At 67.4% G+C, this 17673-nt stretch carries 4 protein-coding genes; all 4 read left to right on the plus strand.

The annotated features are described in order from the left end of the window. The first annotated feature begins 30 nt into the window (after positions 1 to 30). The 4 genes from ACIQUF_RS10305 to ACIQUF_RS10320 all read left to right on the plus strand — a co-directional run bounded on the left by ACIQUF_RS10305 (position 31) and on the right by ACIQUF_RS10320 (position 17641). Positions 31 to 12801 carry a BapA/Bap/LapF family large adhesin gene (locus ACIQUF_RS10305; protein ID WP_403131114.1) on the plus strand — a complete coding sequence of 4257 codons (12771 nt, stop codon included), beginning with the start codon at positions 31 to 33 and terminating at the stop codon, positions 12799 to 12801. A gap of 63 nt (positions 12802 to 12864) precedes the next feature. Beyond that, complete coding sequence (locus tag ACIQUF_RS10310; protein ID WP_403131115.1) at positions 12865 to 14298, plus strand: TolC family outer membrane protein; 1434 nt, start codon at positions 12865 to 12867, stop codon at positions 14296 to 14298. Beyond that, complete coding sequence (locus ACIQUF_RS10315) at positions 14295 to 16460, plus strand: type I secretion system permease/ATPase (RefSeq protein WP_403131117.1); 2166 nt, start codon at positions 14295 to 14297, stop codon at positions 16458 to 16460. The genes ACIQUF_RS10310 and ACIQUF_RS10315 overlap by 4 nt, the downstream gene beginning before the upstream one ends. Continuing rightward, positions 16457 to 17641 carry an HlyD family type I secretion periplasmic adaptor subunit gene (locus ACIQUF_RS10320; protein ID WP_403131119.1) on the plus strand — a complete coding sequence of 395 codons (1185 nt, stop codon included), beginning with the start codon at positions 16457 to 16459 and terminating at the stop codon, positions 17639 to 17641. Before ACIQUF_RS10315 ends, ACIQUF_RS10320 begins: the two co-directional genes overlap by 4 nt. Positions 17642 to 17673: the final 32 nt, after the last annotated feature.

Genomic DNA, 17673 nt, shown 5'->3' on the forward strand with positions numbered 1-17673 from the left:
CGGTGTACCGCACACCAGCAGGGAGCATGCATGGACAACATCGTCGTCGCCGACAAGCAATCCGCAGTCGCCACCCAGAGCGCCTTCGGCAATATCACGCTCAATAGCCCAGGTGTCGTGCAGATGCCGGTGGCACCCGACCAGGTGGCCACCGTCACCCGGCGTGGTCAGGACCTGATCGTCACGCTGAAATCCGGGGAAAAGGTCACAGTCGGCAACTTCTTTGCCGTGGACCAGGCTGGCGTTGGCAGTGACATGGTGTTCGTTGGCGAAGACGGGACCTTGTGGCACGCCAACTACGATGCGGCGGCCTTCACCGGCTTCACCTTCGAGGAAGTCGCCTCGCTCGATGAGCTGGTTGCTGGCATAGGCGTCGCCGGCAGCGCCACACCGACCTGGGCGATTGCCGGGCTCAGCCTGCTCGGTGTCGGTGGTGCAGCCGCGGCTGCCGACAACGGCGGCGGAGGTGGCAGCAGCGGCGGCGCCGAACCCGGCGAAACCACGCCCCCGGCCACGCCTATCGACCTGTTGGTATCGCCTGATGGCCTGCGCCTGAGTGGCCGCGGCGAAGCCGGCTCCACCGTGAATGTAAGAGATGCGGCCGGTAACCTGATCGGCAGTGGCACCGTGGGCACAGACGGCACGTTCGACATCACCCTGAACACGCCCCAGGCCAACGGGCAAAACCTGAATGTCACCCTCACCGACGCCGCCGGCAATACCTCGCAAGTGGGCGTGGTAGCCGCTCCTGACATCACGCCTCCTGCGGCCCCAACCGAGTTGCTCATCAACGAACAGGGCACCGTTCTCACCGGCCGGGCCGAGGCAGGCGCCACCGTGCAAGTCCGTGGGGCTGACGGCGCGCTGCTGGGGACTGCCGTGGCAGGCCCTGACGGCCAGTTCAGTGTCAGCCTGCAACCTGCGCAAACCGATGGCCAAGCCCTGCAAGTCACTGCCCAGGATGGCGCTGGCAATACATCGCCAGCAGCAGGCATCAACGCCCCGGATGACGGTATTGGCAACCCGCCCGACACCACGCCCCCCGACGCCCCGACCAACCTGGTGATCGGCCTGGCGGGTCGGCAACTCAACGGCCGAGGCGAAGCCGGCACCACGGTGCAGGTGCGTGATGCCGAAGGCAACGTGCTGGCCACCGGCACGCTGGGCGTGGACGGTACCTTCCAACTCACCCTCGATCCGGCCGTGAAAGACGGCAGCAGCCTGCAGGTGGTGCTCACCGACGCGGCCGGCAACGTCTCGCAACCTGGGTCAGTGACTTCGCCCGACTTGCAGCCGCCAGCGCAACCGACCGAGCTGGCTTTGGCCGACGGTGTCACCCTCACCGGCCGCGGCGAGCCCGGCGCCACCGTGCAGGTACGGGATGCCAATGGCACCGTGCTAGGTAGCGGCCAGGTTGGCGTGGACGGGACCTTCAGCCTGACCCTCTCGCCTGCCCAGGCCAACGGCCAGGTCCTCGATGTGCGCTTGGTCGATGCCGACGGCAACAGCTCCGCCCCCCTCGAGTTCGGCGTCCCGGACATCACTGCGCCAGGCGCAGTCGACGCTATCGTGGTCGGCGCGGGCGGCTCGCTACTGAGTGGCCGTGGTGAAGCGGGCGCCACCGTCGAAGTACGCGACGGCAACGGCACCCTGATCGGCACGGGTGTGGTCACGGCCAACGGCACCTTCCTGATCGAGCTCGACCCGGCTGCGCAATCCGGCGCGCAGCTGAACCTGGTGCAGACCGACGCCAGTGGCAATACCTCCCCACCTCTGCAGTTCGAGGTGCCGCTGACCCCGGCACCGGATAGCCCGAGTAACCTGGTCATCGCCGCCGACGGCAGCAGCATCACCGGCAGCGCCCCGGTCGGCAGCCGCGTCGAAGTGCGGGACGCCAACGGCGTGCTGGTCGGCAGCGTGGTGGTCGGCGCCGAAGGCACCTTCACCCTGGTGCTCAACCCAGCGCAAGCCAATGGTGAGCTGCTGGACGTGACGGCGGTCGACAACAGCGGCGCCTCGTCCCTGCCGACCCAGGTCAGCGCCCCCGATATAACTGCCCCTACTGCCCCATCTGAACTGACAGTCAGCGCCGACGGCAACATCGTCACCGGCCGCGCAGAACCGGGCAGCACCGTGCGTGTGTTCGCTGCCGACGGCACCACGGTGCTCGGCACCGCCGTGGCCGGTGCCACTGGCGCGTTCAGTATCACCCTTGACCCGCCTCAGGTTGACGGCGAGCAACTGCAAGTCACCGCCACCGATACCGCCGGCAATACCTCGACAGCAGGCAACGTAAACGCACCGGATATCGATAACGGTGGTGGCGATACCACCCCACCCGCACCGGCCAGCGACCTGATCATCAGCGCCGACGGGCGTACCGTCTCGGGCCGTGGCGAAGCAGGCGCCACCGTCAACGTGCTGAACGACCAGGGGCAGGTCGTCGGGACCGGCACCGTGCAAGGCGATGGCAGCTTTAGCTTGCAGCTCGACGCTGCGGTGGTCGATGGCACTTCCCTGCAGGTCACCCTGACCGATGCAGCCGGAAACGTGTCTACGCCAAGCCCGCTCACCGCTCCGGACCTGTTGGCCCCCGGGCAACCGACGGGGCTCACGCTGAACGCTGGCGAAACGCTGGCCGGCAGCGCCGAGCCTGGCGCTCGGGTCGAAGTCCGCGACGCCGATGGCACGCTGATCGGTAGCGGGATTGTTGCACCGGACGGCACGTTCAGTCTTACCCTCGACCCAGTGCAAGGCAATGGCGAAGCCCTGGCCATCAGGGTCATCGATGCCGCAGGCAACAGCTCGGCGCCGCTGAACTACATCGCCCCGGACATCACCGCCCCAGACATCATTTCCAATGTCGTGGTGGGGGCCGGTAGCCAGGTTATTTCCGGCCGTGGCGAAGCGGGTGCCACGGTTGAGGTACGTGATGCCAACGGCGCCCTCATCGGCAGCGGTACGGTGTCTGACAATGGCACCTTCCTGGTGACGCTGACTGCGCCAGTCAGCGCCGGGGAGTCGATTGTGCTGGTGCAGACCGATGCCGCTGGCAACCCCTCGGTCGGCCTCAACATCATCGTGCCGCAAACACCCGTGCCGGAAAGCCCTGCCGGGCTGGTGGTGGCTGCCGACGGCTCAGCCGTCAGCGGTACCGCCCCAGTGGGCAGCTTGGTCGAGGTGCGCGATGCCAACGGTACGCTGTTGGGCAGCGTGCAGGTCGGCAACGATGGCACCTTCAGCATCGGCCTTACCCCGCCTCAGGCCAACGGCGAACTGCTCGACGTGGTGGCCATCGACGCCGACGGCAACAGCTCGTTGCCGACTCAAGTCGGCGCTCCGGATATCACGCCACCGAACGAGGCCACCGACCTGGTGCTGAGTGCCGACGGCGTGACCCTGACCGGCCGCGGCGAACCCGGCACCAGCGTGCAAATCAGCAACGCGCAAGGTACCGTGCTGGGCACTGCGGTCGTTGGCCAGAATGGCGTATTCACCGTTACGCTGACCCCGGCCCAGACCGATGGCCAGGAGATCGACGTGGTGCTGCGTGACACCGCTGGCAACAGCTCCACTGCCACCCTCACCGCGCCCGACCTGGATGGCCCGCTGCAACCGTCCGGGTTGGCCATCGACAGCGCTGGCCTCCATCTGACCGGCAGCGGCCAGTCCGGCTCGACAGTCACCGTGCGCGCGGCCGACGGTACTGTGCTGGGCACCGCGACGGTCGGCGCCGACGGCCGCTTCGACGTCACCCTCAACCAACCGCAGCGCAATGGCGAAAGCCTGACCGTCGAGGCCACCGACAGCCTCGGCAACAGCGCTGGCCCCGTCGACTTCACCGCCCCCGACAGCACACCGCCGCAGGTGGTCGGCGCGCCCGTCATCGATGCCACAGGCACCACCGTCACCGGCACCGGCGAGGTGGGCGCCACCGTCACCGTGCGCGGCCCCGATGGCAGCATACTGGGCACCGCTGTGGTAGCCGGTAACGGCAGTTTCGAGGTCACCCTGAGCCCTGCACAGACCAATGGCCAGGCATTGACCATGGAGCAGCGCGACCCCACCGGCAACGTCTCGGCAGCCGTCGACCTGGCAGCGCCGGACAGTCAGGCCCCCGGCACGCCAGGCGGCTTGACCCTGTCCGCCGATGGCGCGTTGCTGACCGGCACCGGTGAACCCGGCGCTCAGGTACGGGTCACTGGCACCCTTGGCGCAGTGCTGGGAACTGCCGTGGTACAAGCCGATGGCAGCTTCAGCGTGACCATCGACCCACCGCAGCTCAATGGCCAGACGTTATCGGTCACCCAGGCCGATGCCACTGGCAATACCTCCGGGGCCGGCACCCTCACCGCCAATGACCTGGAAGCACCCGCACCTGCCCAAGGCCTGGGCCTGAGCGGCGACGGCAGCACCCTAACCGGCCAGGGCGAACCCGGCGCCACCGTCGAAGTACGGGATGCCAACGGGCAGTTGCTGGGCGATGCCGTGGTGCAAGGCGACGGCTCTTTCAGCGTGACCCTGAGCCCGGTGCAGACCAACGGCGAGACAGTGTCGGTGGTGCTGATCGACGACGCCGGCCATGCCTCGCCGTCGACCCCGTACACCGTCGGCGACAGCACCGGCCCTGCCACCCCGACCGGCCTGCAGGTCAGTGCCGACGGCACCACGCTGCAAGGCAGTGGGGAGGTAGGCGCGACCGTTGAAGTTCGCAATGCCAACGGCGACCTGCTGGGCACGGTCGTGGTCCCGGTGGGCGGTATCTTCAGTGTGCCACTGGCGCCTGCGCAGTTGGACGGCCAGGTACTTGCCATCACCTTGACCGATGCCGCTGGCAATCCATCGACTGCAGGCCAAGCCACCGCACCGGACCTTACGCCACCGGCATTGCCCACCGATCTGGCCGTCAGCCCCGATGGCAGCGCAGTGACCGGCAACGCACCGGGCGCAAGCTCGGTAACGGTGACCACGCCTGACGGCACGCAGATCAGCGTCCCGGTCAACGGCGACGGCACTTTCAACGTACCGTTGGCACCCGCGCTGACCAATGGCGAAACGGTAACCGTCGTGGTCGCGGATGACGCTGGCAACACCACCGCAGCGTCGACCGCCACCGCGCCTGACTCCACGCCACCCGCGCCCGCTGCCGACCTCACGGTCAGCCCGGATGGCGGCACCATCGGCGGTACTGCCGAACCTGGTACCACGGTCATCATTCGCGATGGCACAACCGAGTTGGGTACCGGCACGGCTGGCCCGGACGGCACCTTCGTGATCGACATCACACCGCCACTGGCCAGCGGCGATACCGCTCAGGTGGTGGTGCGCGACGGCGGCGGCAACGAGACGTCAGTCAACGTGGCCGGCCCGGATGGCACGGAAGTGGCCACGCCGACCGCCCTGTCGATCAGCGCCGACGGCTTCCTGCTGACCGGCGAAGGCACGATCGGCTCGCTGATCACCGTCACCTCCGGCGGCACCACGCTGGGCACCGCAACGGTGGGCAGCGACGGCATCTTCCGGGTGTTCTTCAGCACCGCGCAGCTCAATGCGCAAACGCTACAAGTCAGCGCCCGACTTTCGGTCGGCGGCAAGCCGTCGATCCCGGCCACGGTAGTGGCAGAAGACACCACCGCACCCGACGCGCCCAACCAGCTCGCCATCGACCGCAGCGGCAGCACCCTCACCGGCCACGGTGAAGTCGGTGCCACCGTACGCGTGGTGGATGCCCAGGGCACCCTGCTGGGGACCGCGACCGTGGGCAGCAATGGGCTGTTCAGCGTCAGCCTGGTACCGCCGCAAGCGAACGGGCAGAACCTCACCATTACCCAGGTCGACGCCGCCGGCAACACCTCGCTCGCTGCGACCCAGCAAGCATTCGACCTGCAAGCGCCAGGCGCCGCCACTGGCCTGAGCCTGAACAGCGCGGCCACCGTGGTCAGCGGCCAGGGCGAAGCTGGCGCGACCGTGACCGTGCGCGATGCGGCGGGTACCATTCTGGCCACTGGCACGGTCAACCAGAACGGCCAGTTCCAGATCACCTTGCCCAATGCGCAGACCAGCGGCAGCCCGCTGCAGGTCACCCTCAGCGATGCCGCCGGCAACGTGTCCGGCCCGGCCAGCCTGGCCACGCCAGACCGCACGCCACCGGCAGCGGTCGGCAACGCAGTACTCAGTGCCGATGGCAAGCAGCTGTCCGGCAGCGGCGAGGTGGGTGCCACCGTGCAGGTGCGCAACGCCGCCGGTACCGTCGTAGGGACTGCCACCGTCGGTGCCGATGGTCGCTTCACGGTGAACTTCGATACCCCGCAGGCGACCGGCCAGGCCATCGGCGTCACCCAACTGGATGCGGCGGGCAATACTTCGCCTGCCGTCACCCTCGCCACCCCTGACCTGAGCGCGCCGGCTTCCCTGACCAACGTAGTGCTCAACAACAACGGCCTTACCCTGACCGGCCTCGGCGAAGCCGGTGCCAACGTGACCGTGCGCGGGCCCGATGGCACCATCATCGGCACCGGCCAGGTGGCGGCCAATGGCAGCTTCACCCTGACCCTCACCAGCGCGCAGCTCAACGCCCAGCAGCTGAGCGTGACTCAGACCGACGCGGGCAACAACACTTCGGTCGCCGTTGCGGTCACTGCACCCGACTTCACGCCGCCAGCAGCACCGACCGCCTTGGCCCTGGCCGCTAGCGGCCTGCAACTGAGCGGCAGTGCCGAAGCCGGCAGCACGGTCACCGTGCGCGATGCTGCGGGCAATGTGCTGGGCACCGCCGTGGCCAGCGGCAATGGCACCTTCCAGGTCACCCTCAGCAGCCCCCAGACCAACGGCCAGGCCTTGCAGGTGACCGCCACCGATGCGGCCGGCAATGTGTCGACAGTCGCGCCATACACAGCCGCCGATACCACACCGCCTGCGGCGGTCGCCAACTTGGCCGTCGCCGCCGATGGCGCCACGCTGACGGGGACCGGTGAAGCGGGCGCCACGGTCACGGTACGCGCTCCGGGCGGAGCTTCACTCGGCACCGCCACAGTTGGCGCCGACGGCAACTTCACGGTCACCCTCAGCCCTGCCGCCGTAGTCGGTGAGAGCCTCAGCGTGACCCAGGCCGATGCCGCGCAGAACGTTTCGCCAGTTCAGAACGTGACCGCCCCAGGTAACCTGGCCCCCGATGCGCCGGACAACCTGGTGCTCTCGGCCGATGGTTTGGTGGTCACCGGCACCGCCGCCCCTGGCAGCACCGTGAACGTCTACGGCCCCAACGGTGCGCTGCTGGGCACTGCGCCGGTCGGCAACGACGGCAACTTCACCGTCAACCTGGGCAGCGCCCAGGCCAACGGTGAGGTGCTGCATGTCAGCGCCGTGGCCACCGACGGCACCGCATCGCTGCCAGCCACCTTGCAGGCGCCAGACACCACTGCGCCACAACCACTTACCAACCTGGTGCTGAGCAACGACGGCCTGACCCTGACTGGCCGTGGCGAGCCGGGCGCCACCGTGACAATAACGGGTCAAGGCGGTGTCGACCTGGGCTCCGGCGTGGTGGATGCCAACGGCAACTTCAGCATTGGCCTGGCCAGCGCGCAGACCAACGGCGAGCAACTGAGCGCACAGCAGACCGACGTGGCAGGCAACGAATCCAATAGCGTCAGCCTCACAGCGCCAGACCGCGTGGCACCCGATGCCGCCGGCAACCTCGCCTTCGCCAGCGGCGGCAGCCTGCTCAACGGCACCGGCGAGGCCGGCAGCAGCGTCAAGGTGCTGGCCGCCAACGGTTCCCTGCTGGGCACAGCAGTGGTGATGGGCGACGGCAGTTTCCAGGTCAGCCTCAACCCACCGCAGGCCAACGGCCAACGGGTGCAGGTGGTGCTGACCGATGCCGCCGGCAACCAGTCGACCCCCACTTCCATCACCGCGCCGGACACCACGGCCCCCACGGTGCTCACCGAACTGGCAATTTCCAGCGACGGCGTGACCCTCACCGGTCGTGGTGAAGCGGGCGCCACCGTGACTGTTCGCAATGCCGCAGGCGACGACATCGGCACAGCGCTGGTGGATGCCAGCGGCCACTTCACCGTCACGCTCAACCCAGCGCTGGGCAACGCCGAACTGCTCAGCCTGGCCCAGGCCGACTTGGCCGGAAATGTGTCGGCGGTCGCAACCTTGCAAACGCCTGACTTCACACCACCGGCCATCCTCACCGATGTGCTCATCAACACCGATGGCAGCGCGATTACCGGTCGCGGTGAAGTGGGCGCGACCGTCACGGTGACCAACGTCAACGGCGATGTACTCGGCACCACCCAGGTGCTGGCCGACGGCAGCTTCCGGGTCGAGCTGACACCCGCGCAGATCAACCAGCAGGTGCTCTCGGTGCAGCAGGCCGACCCACCTGGCAACATCAGTGCGCCAGTCACGGTCAATGCCCCGGACCTGACCCCGCCAGCAGCCGCCGCCGAGCTGCACCTCGACGCCGCCGGTACCCAGCTCACGGGCACAGGCGAAGCCGGCACCACCGTGCGCGTTTTCGTCGGCACCGTGGAGGTTGGCACCGCCACGGTCGCCGCCAACGGCACCTTCGTGGTCGACCTATCGGCGCCGCAACTCAATGGTCAGGTGCTGCAAGTGAGCCTGGTCGATGGTAGCGGCAATGTCTCGCCGATCAGCAACCTGACGGCCATCGACATCACGCCACCGGTCAGCGTGACTGCAACGCTCAACGGCAGCGGCACGCAATTGACCGGTAGCGGTGAAGCCGGCGCACGCGTCAGCGTGGTGAACGACCGTGGCGACCTGGTTGGCCAAGGGGTGATCGATGCCGATGGCACGTTCGTGCTCAACCTCACCACCGCGCAGATCAATGGCCAGGTCCTGACCGTCATCGCCCAGGATGCCACCGGCAACCCATCGGCGCCGTTGCAGATCGCCGCACCGGACCTGGTGCCGCCTTCCCAACCCATCGACCTCAGCCTGAACGCAGGCGGTACGCTGCTGAGCGGTAAAGGCGAGGTCGGTAGCACCATCACCGTACGCGGCCCGGACAACGTGGTGGTCGGCACCGTGGTAGTGCCCGAGGGCGGTGAGTTCACCGTCAGCCTCACGCCCGCTCAAAACAATGGCCAGCTGCTGACGGCAGTGGCGACTGATGCGGCCGGCAATGCATCGCTGCCCGCGACCTACCAAGGGCTGGACACGGCGGCGCCGGACCTGGTCACCAACATCAACATCAATACCGCCTACAACGTGCTGAGCGGGCGTGGCGAAGCCGGCGCGACCGTGACTGTCAGCTTCAATGGCAGCGTGATCGGCACCGGGGTTGTCGCCGCTAACGGCACCTTCCAGGTCGACCTCAGCCCCACGCCCGGCTCGGCGGCGACGCTGGCCATCACCCAGACCGACCCCGCCGGCAACACCTCGGCGGCATTCGCCTACCTGACACCGCTGGTGCCGACTCCAGAGCCGCCTACCAGTGCAGTGCTGGCTGCAGACGGCCTTACCCTGACCGGTACGGCCGCCACCGGCGCGTCGATTCGCGTGTACGACGCCGAAGGCAATCAGATTGGCAGCGGCTCGGCCAACCTCAACGGCACCTTCACCCTGACACTCAACAGCCCGCAGCTCAACGGCCAAACGCTGTCGGTAACCACTTCGACCCTGCTGGGCGGCGAGTCGCTGCCGCTGATCGTACAGGCCGCCGACATCACGCCACCGGCCAACCCGATCGTCACCGCGCTGTCGGCCAACGGCCTGGTCCTGACCGGTACCGGTGAAGCCGGTGCCACGGTCACCGTGCGCGATGCCAGCGGCAACGTGCTGGGCACGGCACTGGTGAATGGCGGTGGGGTATTCAGCGTCAATCTGGCCAGTGCGCAACTCAATGGCCAGGTGCTGGGTGTAACCCAGGTCGATGCGGCGCAGAACCTTTCAGGCAGCACCAGCTACACGGCGCCGGACGTGCAGGCCCCCAACGCGCCGACCAACCTGCAGGTGAATGCCGGTGGCACCGTGCTGACCGGTAACGGTGAAGCCGGCGCGACCGTCACCGTCACCGGCCCGAGCGGCACGGTAGGGACCGCCGTGGTGCAAGCCAACGGTACCTTCAGTGTCACCCTGAGCACCGCGCAGAACGACGGCCAACTGCTCGTCGTGCGCCAGACCGACGCCGGTCTCAACCAGTCCGGCAGCGCCAGCATCACTGCGCCGGATACCACTCCACCCGCCGCACCTGTCGCCGCAATCAACACCAACGGTACCTCGATCAGCGGCTCCGGCCAGATCGGCAGCACCGTCACCGTGCGCAACAGCGCCGGCACCGTGCTCGGCACCGCCACGGTCGGCAGCAATGGCCTGTTCGTGGTCAGCCTGGCCGCCGCGCAAGTGGACAACCAGGCGCTGACCGTCACCCTGACCGATGCCGCCGGCAATACCTCGACCGCCACCGCCCTGACCGCGCCGGACATCACCCCGCCTGCGGCCGCCAGCAACCTGGTGATCAGCGCCGACGGCAGCACCCTCACCGGTAGCGGTGAAGCCGGTGCCACCGTGACCGTGCGCAGTTCCGGCGGCCTGGTGCAAACCGCCACGGTACAACCCAACGGCACCTTCAGCGTGACCCTGAGCCCCGCCCAGGACAACGGCCAGACGCTGACGGTCACCCTCACCGACCCGCGTAACAACGTCTCCGGCAACGTCAACATCACGGCCCCGGACGTCGACGCCAACGCCCCGGTGGTCGCCAGCGACAACCTGGTCACCGCCACCGTCAACCTGGCCCCGGTCACCGCCACGCAAACCTACACCGACAGCTTCTCCACCCTGCTGTCGGGCTTCAGCAAGACCTACACCTGGACGGTCGCGGCCGGCACCACGGTCGACCCAACCTTGACCCTGACCACCAACAGCGTCCTGGCGCTGCTCAACAACGCCACCTTCACCCTGCAAGTCAAAGATGCCAGCGGCGCCTGGGTGACCATCGCCAATGGCAACACCCAAGGCCTGCTCGACCTGATCGTGCTGCCGATCGGGCTGCAGGTCGACATGGGCAAACTGCAAGCCGGCGACTATCGCTTGACCGTCGCCAGCGGCGGCATCGGCCTGGTCACGCAAGTCACCACCACCCTCGACATCGTGGCCACCAGCCTCACCCAGTTCACCGGCACCGGCACGGCGACCACCGGCAACGTCATCACCGACCCGGGCACCGACGGCACCGTCGATACGCTCGGCCCGGACAGCGGCGCCGTGTTGCAGGTGCTGAAGAACGGCAGCTACGTCGCCGCAGGCGCCTCGACCACGGTGCAGGGCCTGTACGGCACCCTGGTGATCAGCGCCAACGGCAGCTACACCTACACGCCGAACGGCAGCCCCTCCAGCGTCGGCAAGGTGGACGTGTTCAGCTACCAGTTGGTGCACGGCAACGGCCTGACCGATGCCGCCAACCTCTACGTGCGCATCGACAGCCCGCAAGCCACGGAGATCTGGAGCGACAGCAACCTCAGCGCGCCGGCCACGGTAGTCGATGCGGTCAACGACATCGACAGCAGCAACATCAGCCTGGCCAACCGTGTCGACACCAGCAGCGCCACCCTGGGTTCACTGACCCTGCCGCTGATCGGCTCACGCCAGGCGACCTACACCACCACCGTTGGTGCCGACACCACGGCCAATCTGCAAGTGGTGATCAACTCCACCAACCTGCTGGGCCTGCTCAACGGCACCACCATCGAGCTGCTCAAGCTCAACACCACAACCGGTCAGTACGTGCTGGTGCAGTCGGTGCCCGGTGGCTCGCTGATCAGCCTGCTGGGTGGCGGCGCGGCCTATACCTTCCAGAACCAGGCGGCGGGCACTTACCACATCCGCGTGACCGCTGGCGGCATCGGCCTGGCCAGCTCGATCACCACCAGCCTCAACACCACCACCACGCACCTGAATGACTTCGTGGTCAGTGGCTACACCCCGGTGACCGGCAACCTGTTGACCGACACCTCCGGCGGCACTGCCGACAACCTGGGGTCGACGCTGACCGTCTTGAGCATTTTGGTGGCGGGCAACACCTACGCCATCCCCGGCTACAACGGGCTCAGCGTGGCCGGCACCTACGGCTCGCTGCTGGTGCATGCGGACGGCAGCTACACCTACACCCTCAACAGCGGGCTGACCTCGGCGGTGATCGGCCAGCACGACACCTTCACCTACCAGCTGACCCACCCCAACGGCACCACCGACACCGCCACGCTGACCGTCAACCTGGACAACGCCGCGGGCCTGTTCAGCGCCACCTCGCTGCTGGCCGACAGCAGTGACGAGGGTGTTGCCACGCTTGCGGCAGCGTCCAGCGAGGTGCTTGCCGGCACCGACGGCAATGACCATCTGGTCGGCAGCCAGGGCGGCCACATCACGCTGGAAGGCGGCGCCGGCAACGACATCCTCGAAGTGGTCGACCAGAACTTCGCCAGCGTCGATGGCGGCAGCGGCACCGACACCCTGTTGTGGGGCGGCGGCGATGCCAGCATCGACCTCGGCAACCTGGTCGGGCGTGTCCACGACATCGAGATCATCGACCTCAACGACACCAGCGCCGTGGCGCTGACCCTCAACCTCGCCGACGTCGTAGCCATCACCGAAACCAGCAACAACACCCTGTTGATCAAGGGTGATGACAAGGATTCGGTGCACATGACCGACACCTGGAGCCTGACCGGCAACCAGACCGCCGACGGCATCGACTATAACCAATACACGGCCCAGGAGGATCCGAGCCACCACCTGTGGGTACAAAACGGCATCCATGTCGTCTGAGGCCGCAGTAACCCGCCGGGCGCCACGCCCGGCGGCAAGGACGATCAGCAGTAAGGGAACTCTGTGAAGCGAAGCAGTCCGCTGTCACCGCTGTTGCTGGGCGCCTTCGGGCTCCTGGCGTTGAACCTCCACCCGGTTGCACACGCAGCCGACGACATAGACCCCACACTGCGCAACATCGGGCCGTCACTGCTACGTGACGCTCCCAATGCCATCCCTGCCCGCCCACCGTCCGGCCAGGCCGCCAGCACTGGCGACCGGCTGGGGTTGAGCGAGGCGGTGCTGGCGGCCGCGCAGTGGCACCCCAGCATCGCCGAGGCCATCGGCAACCTGTACAAGCAAGGCGAAGGCATCAACGTCGCCCGCGCCGGTTACTACCCGCAGATTTCCGGCGGCATCCGCACCGGTTACGACACCGGCTACGGCGGTGACCGCAACAGCCAGGCGGTGAACCTGTCGTTGAAACAGATGCTTTACGACTTCGGCAAGGTCGACAGCGCCGTGGATGCCGCCCACGCGGCCGCCGCCCGCGCCCAGGCCAACATCTTGCTGGTGGTCGACGACCTGGCCCGCGACACCGCTTACGCCTGGATCGAAACCCGCCGCTACGAACAACTCATGGTCATCGCCCGTGAGCAGATTCGTGGCGTCGGCGACATCGCCGGCATGGCCCGCCAGCGCAGCGACATGGGCGCCAGCACCCGTTCCGACCTGGTGCAGGCCGAGTCACGCGTGGAGGCTGCGCGCGCAACGCTTGAGGAATACCAGGCGCAGTACGAGCGCTGGCGCTCGACCCTCGCCGCTTTGCTGGGCCGCGTATCGCCCCCGGCCCTGGCCGAAGAATCGCCCCCGGAACTCGCCCAGTCCTGCAAGCGCCCAGCCAACGGCGACGACCGCCTGCCCGCCGTGCTCATGGCCCTGGCCTTGCGCGCCCAGTCCAAAGCCGAACTGGCCCAGGCCAAGGCCGAGGCCTACCCGACGCTGTCGCTGCAGCCGCAGGTCAATCATTACCTGGACGACGACTACAACCGCGACAACAACCGCATCGACCGCACCCAGGCCGGCATCTACCTCAACGTCGAAGTGCCGATCTACCAGGGCGGCGCCATCAGCGCCCGCAGCCGCGCCGCCGGGCACGCCCTGACCGCCGCCGACTCGGCTGAAGACGCCGCACGCCTGCAGGCGCGCCGTGGGCTGGCCGAAGCCATGGCGCAGACCTCGGGGCTGGGCCGCCGCCTGAACTCGTTGGAAGCGCGCCAGACCAGCATCCAGGAAGCCCGCGTGCTTTACGGCCGGCAATACCTGGACCTGGGCACGCGCCCGCTGCTCGACCTGCTCAACGCCGAGCAGGAAATCTACCAGTCGCGCTTCGAGCTTGCCGGCACGCGCTCCGACCTGCTGCGCCTGGATGTCGACTGCCTGTACAACACCGGGGCCCTGCGCATGGCCTTCGGCCTTGAAGGGCGCAACCTGCAAGGGGTGGAGATCGAGCCATGAACGATACCGTCAACCTGAGCCAAACCAATCAGCAGCCCCCGGAGCAGGCCGTGGTCCATCGCCCTGACCTCGGGCCGTGGCTTGAGGTGATGCTGCAGGTCGCCCACCACTACCGCTTGGATGTCTCGCCCCAGCGCATTCGCCTGGCCGCCGTGGAGGATGCCCGCCCGCTGGACGAAATCCTCCGCCACATGGCGCGCCAGGCAGGTTTGGCGCTGCGCTTCGTGCGCTTCGACGCCAAAGCCCTGAAGCAATGGCGCACGCCGCTGGTGCTTGAACTCGACGATGGTCAGCTGGCCGTGGTCGAGGCGGTCACAGAAGAAAACGAACTGGCCGTGGTGTTCGCCGGTGACCAGAGCCTGACCTCGCGCCTGCCCCGCGAAGCCCTCGAAGGTCGCATCAACCGCGTGGCGCTGATGCGCCCGGCGCGGCCGTTGCGCGACGTGCGCACCGACGACTACACCGCGCCCTACGACCGCCACTGGTTCGCCCGCATCGTCCTGCGCGACCTGCGACCCTACGGCCAGGTGATGGTCGCCTCCTTGGTAGCGAACGTGCTGGCGCTGGCCGGCGTGCTGTTTTCCATGCAGGTATACGACCGGGTAATCCCCGCCGAATCCCTGCCGACGTTGTATGTACTGTTCGGCGGCGTGGTGCTGGCGCTGGTTTTCGATTTCAGCATGCGCCTGTTGCGCCTGAAGGTCACCGACCTGCTCGGCAAACGCGCCGACCTGCGTGTGTCGGATCTGGTCTACGGCCATGCCCTGCGCCTGCGTAATTCAGCGCGGCCAAAATCCACCGGCTCGTTCATCTCACAGCTGCGCGAGCTGGAATCGATCCGCGACCTGATCACCTCCAGCACCGCTACCGCGCTGGCCGACCTGCCGTTCTTCCTGCTGTTCCTGTTCGTGTTCTGGCTGATCGGCGGCGTGCTGGTGTTCATCCCGCTGGTGGCGCTGTTGGCCATGGTCATCCCCGGCCTGTTGGCGCAACGCCGCCTGGCGCGCCTGGCCAACGCCTCGATGCGCGAATCGTCGCTGCGCAACGCCATGCTGGTGGAAAGCATCCAGGGCCTGGACGAAATCAAGGCGCTGCAGGCCGAGGCGCGTTTCGAGCGCCAGTGGAACCAGTACAACGCCGCCTGCGCGCACACCAACCTGCACCTGCGCACCCTGACCAACGGCCTGGTGACCTGGACCCAGAACGTGCAGGGCGCGGTGTTCGCCGTGGTCATCGTCATCGGCGCACCGATGGTGATCGCCGGCGACCTCACCACCGGTAGCCTGGTCGCCGCCTCGATGCTGTCCTCACGGATGATGGCGCCGCTGGCCCAGCTGACCCATGTGCTGACACGCTGGCAACAAGCCAAGGTCGCGCTGCAAGGCCTGGACAAGCTGATGCAGTCGCCGGTCGACCACCCCGAGGGCGAAGCGCGCGTGCACCTGCCGGCCATTCGCGGTGAGTACAAACTGCGCCAGGCCAACTTCCGCTACGACGCCGAAGCGCCACCGGTGTTGAACATCGGCCAGCTGGACATCCAGCCGGGCGAACGCATTGCCGTGCTGGGGCGCAACGGTGCTGGCAAGTCGACCCTGCTGCAGGCGCTGGGCGGCGCCATGGACCTGGTGCAGGGTGAAATCACCTTGGACGGCATCGCCATGGCCCACCTCGACCCGGCCGACCTGCGCCGTGACGTTGGCCTGCTGCCGCAATACGCACGGCTGTTCCACGGCACCCTGCGGGAAAACCTCACCCTCGGCGCCGGCCAGGCCAGCGACCAGGAACTGGTGGCAGCGCTGGCCGCTACCGGCGCCCTCGACTTCGTGCGCCGTCTGCCCAAAGGCATGGATCACTTGATCCTCGAAGGAGGCCTTGGCCTGTCCGGCGGGCAACGCCAAGCCCTGGTGCTGTCACGCCTGCTAGTGCGCCAGCCGCAGGTGCTGCTGCTGGACGAACCCACCGCCTCGCTGGACGACATGACCGAACGCAAGCTCCTGGATAACCTCGACCGCTTCTGCCAGGGCCGCACTTTGGTGATCGCCACCCACCGCTTGAGCGTGCTGCAGCGGGTCGAGCGGATCATCGTGCTCGACGGCGGGCGCATCGTCATCGACGACAAGCGCGACGCTGCGCTGGCCAAGCTGCAAGGAGCGCAGGCATGAGCAACCACGAACTCCCCGCCTCGTACCTCGATGGTCAGGATGACCAGGCCGTCTTACGCGCGGGCCGCATCATCACCCTCTGCGCGCTGATGCTGGCCGCGTTCCTCGGTTGGGCCGCCTGGTTCGAGGTGACCGAGGTGTCCACCGGCACCGGCAAGGTGATCCCCAGCTCGCGCGAGCAGGTGATCCAGTCGTTCGAAGGCGGAATCGTCGCCGAGATGAACGTCGGCGAAGGCGACCTGGTCGAGCGCGGCCAGGTGCTGGCCCAACTCGACCCGACCAAGACCGCGTCCAGCGTTGGTGAAAGCGAAGCCAAATACCGCGCGGCCACGGCCAGCGTGGCGCGCTTGCGTGCCGAAGTCGCCGGCAAGCCGCTGGTGTTCCCCGAGAGTTTGCGCGACTCCCCCGACCTGATCGAGGCCGAAACCGCCCTGTACCAGACCCGCCGCCGTGGCCTGGAGCAGACCCTGGCGGGCATCGAGGATTCGCTGCGGCTGGTGCGCAGCGAGCTGAAGATCACCGAGAACCTGGCCAAGATGGGCGCCTCCAGCCGGGTCGAGGTGATCCGCCTGAACCGTCAGCGCTCGGAGCTGGAGCTCAAGGCCAACGAGGCCCGCTCCGACTACCTGGTGCGCGCCCGCGAAGAGCTGGCCAAGGCCAGCGCCGAAGCCGACAGCCTGTCCGAAGTGATCCGCGGACGCAGCGATTCGCTGACCCGCCTGACCCTGCGCTCGCCGGTACGCGGTATCGTCAAGGACATTGAGGTCAACACCCTGGGTGGCGTGGTGCAGCCCGGCGGCCAGGTGATGAAAATCGTACCGCTGGACGAGCGGCTGCTGATCGAGACGCGCATCGCACCCCGCGACATCGCCTTCATCCACCCCGACCAGGCGGCCAAGGTGAAGATCAGTGCCTATGACTATTCGGTGTACGGCGGGCTGGATGGCAAGGTCGTGGGTATTTCACCGGACACCTTGCAAGACGAAGTGAAGCCGGAGATCTACTATTATCGGGTGTTTATCCGCACCGAGCAGGACAGCCTGCAGAACAAGGCTGGTAAGCGTTTCGCGATCGTGCCAGGAATGATTGCCACCGTCGACATACGTAGCGGTGAGAAGACCATTCTCGACTATTTGATCAAGCCGCTTAATCGCGCCAAGGAAGCGCTGCGTGAACGGTAGTTGAATCACGCCATTCACGCCGCTGCAGTAAC

This window comes from Pseudomonas sp. NPDC090233, from assembly GCF_044772285.1.
Lineage (GTDB): Bacteria > Pseudomonadota > Gammaproteobacteria > Pseudomonadales > Pseudomonadaceae > Aquipseudomonas.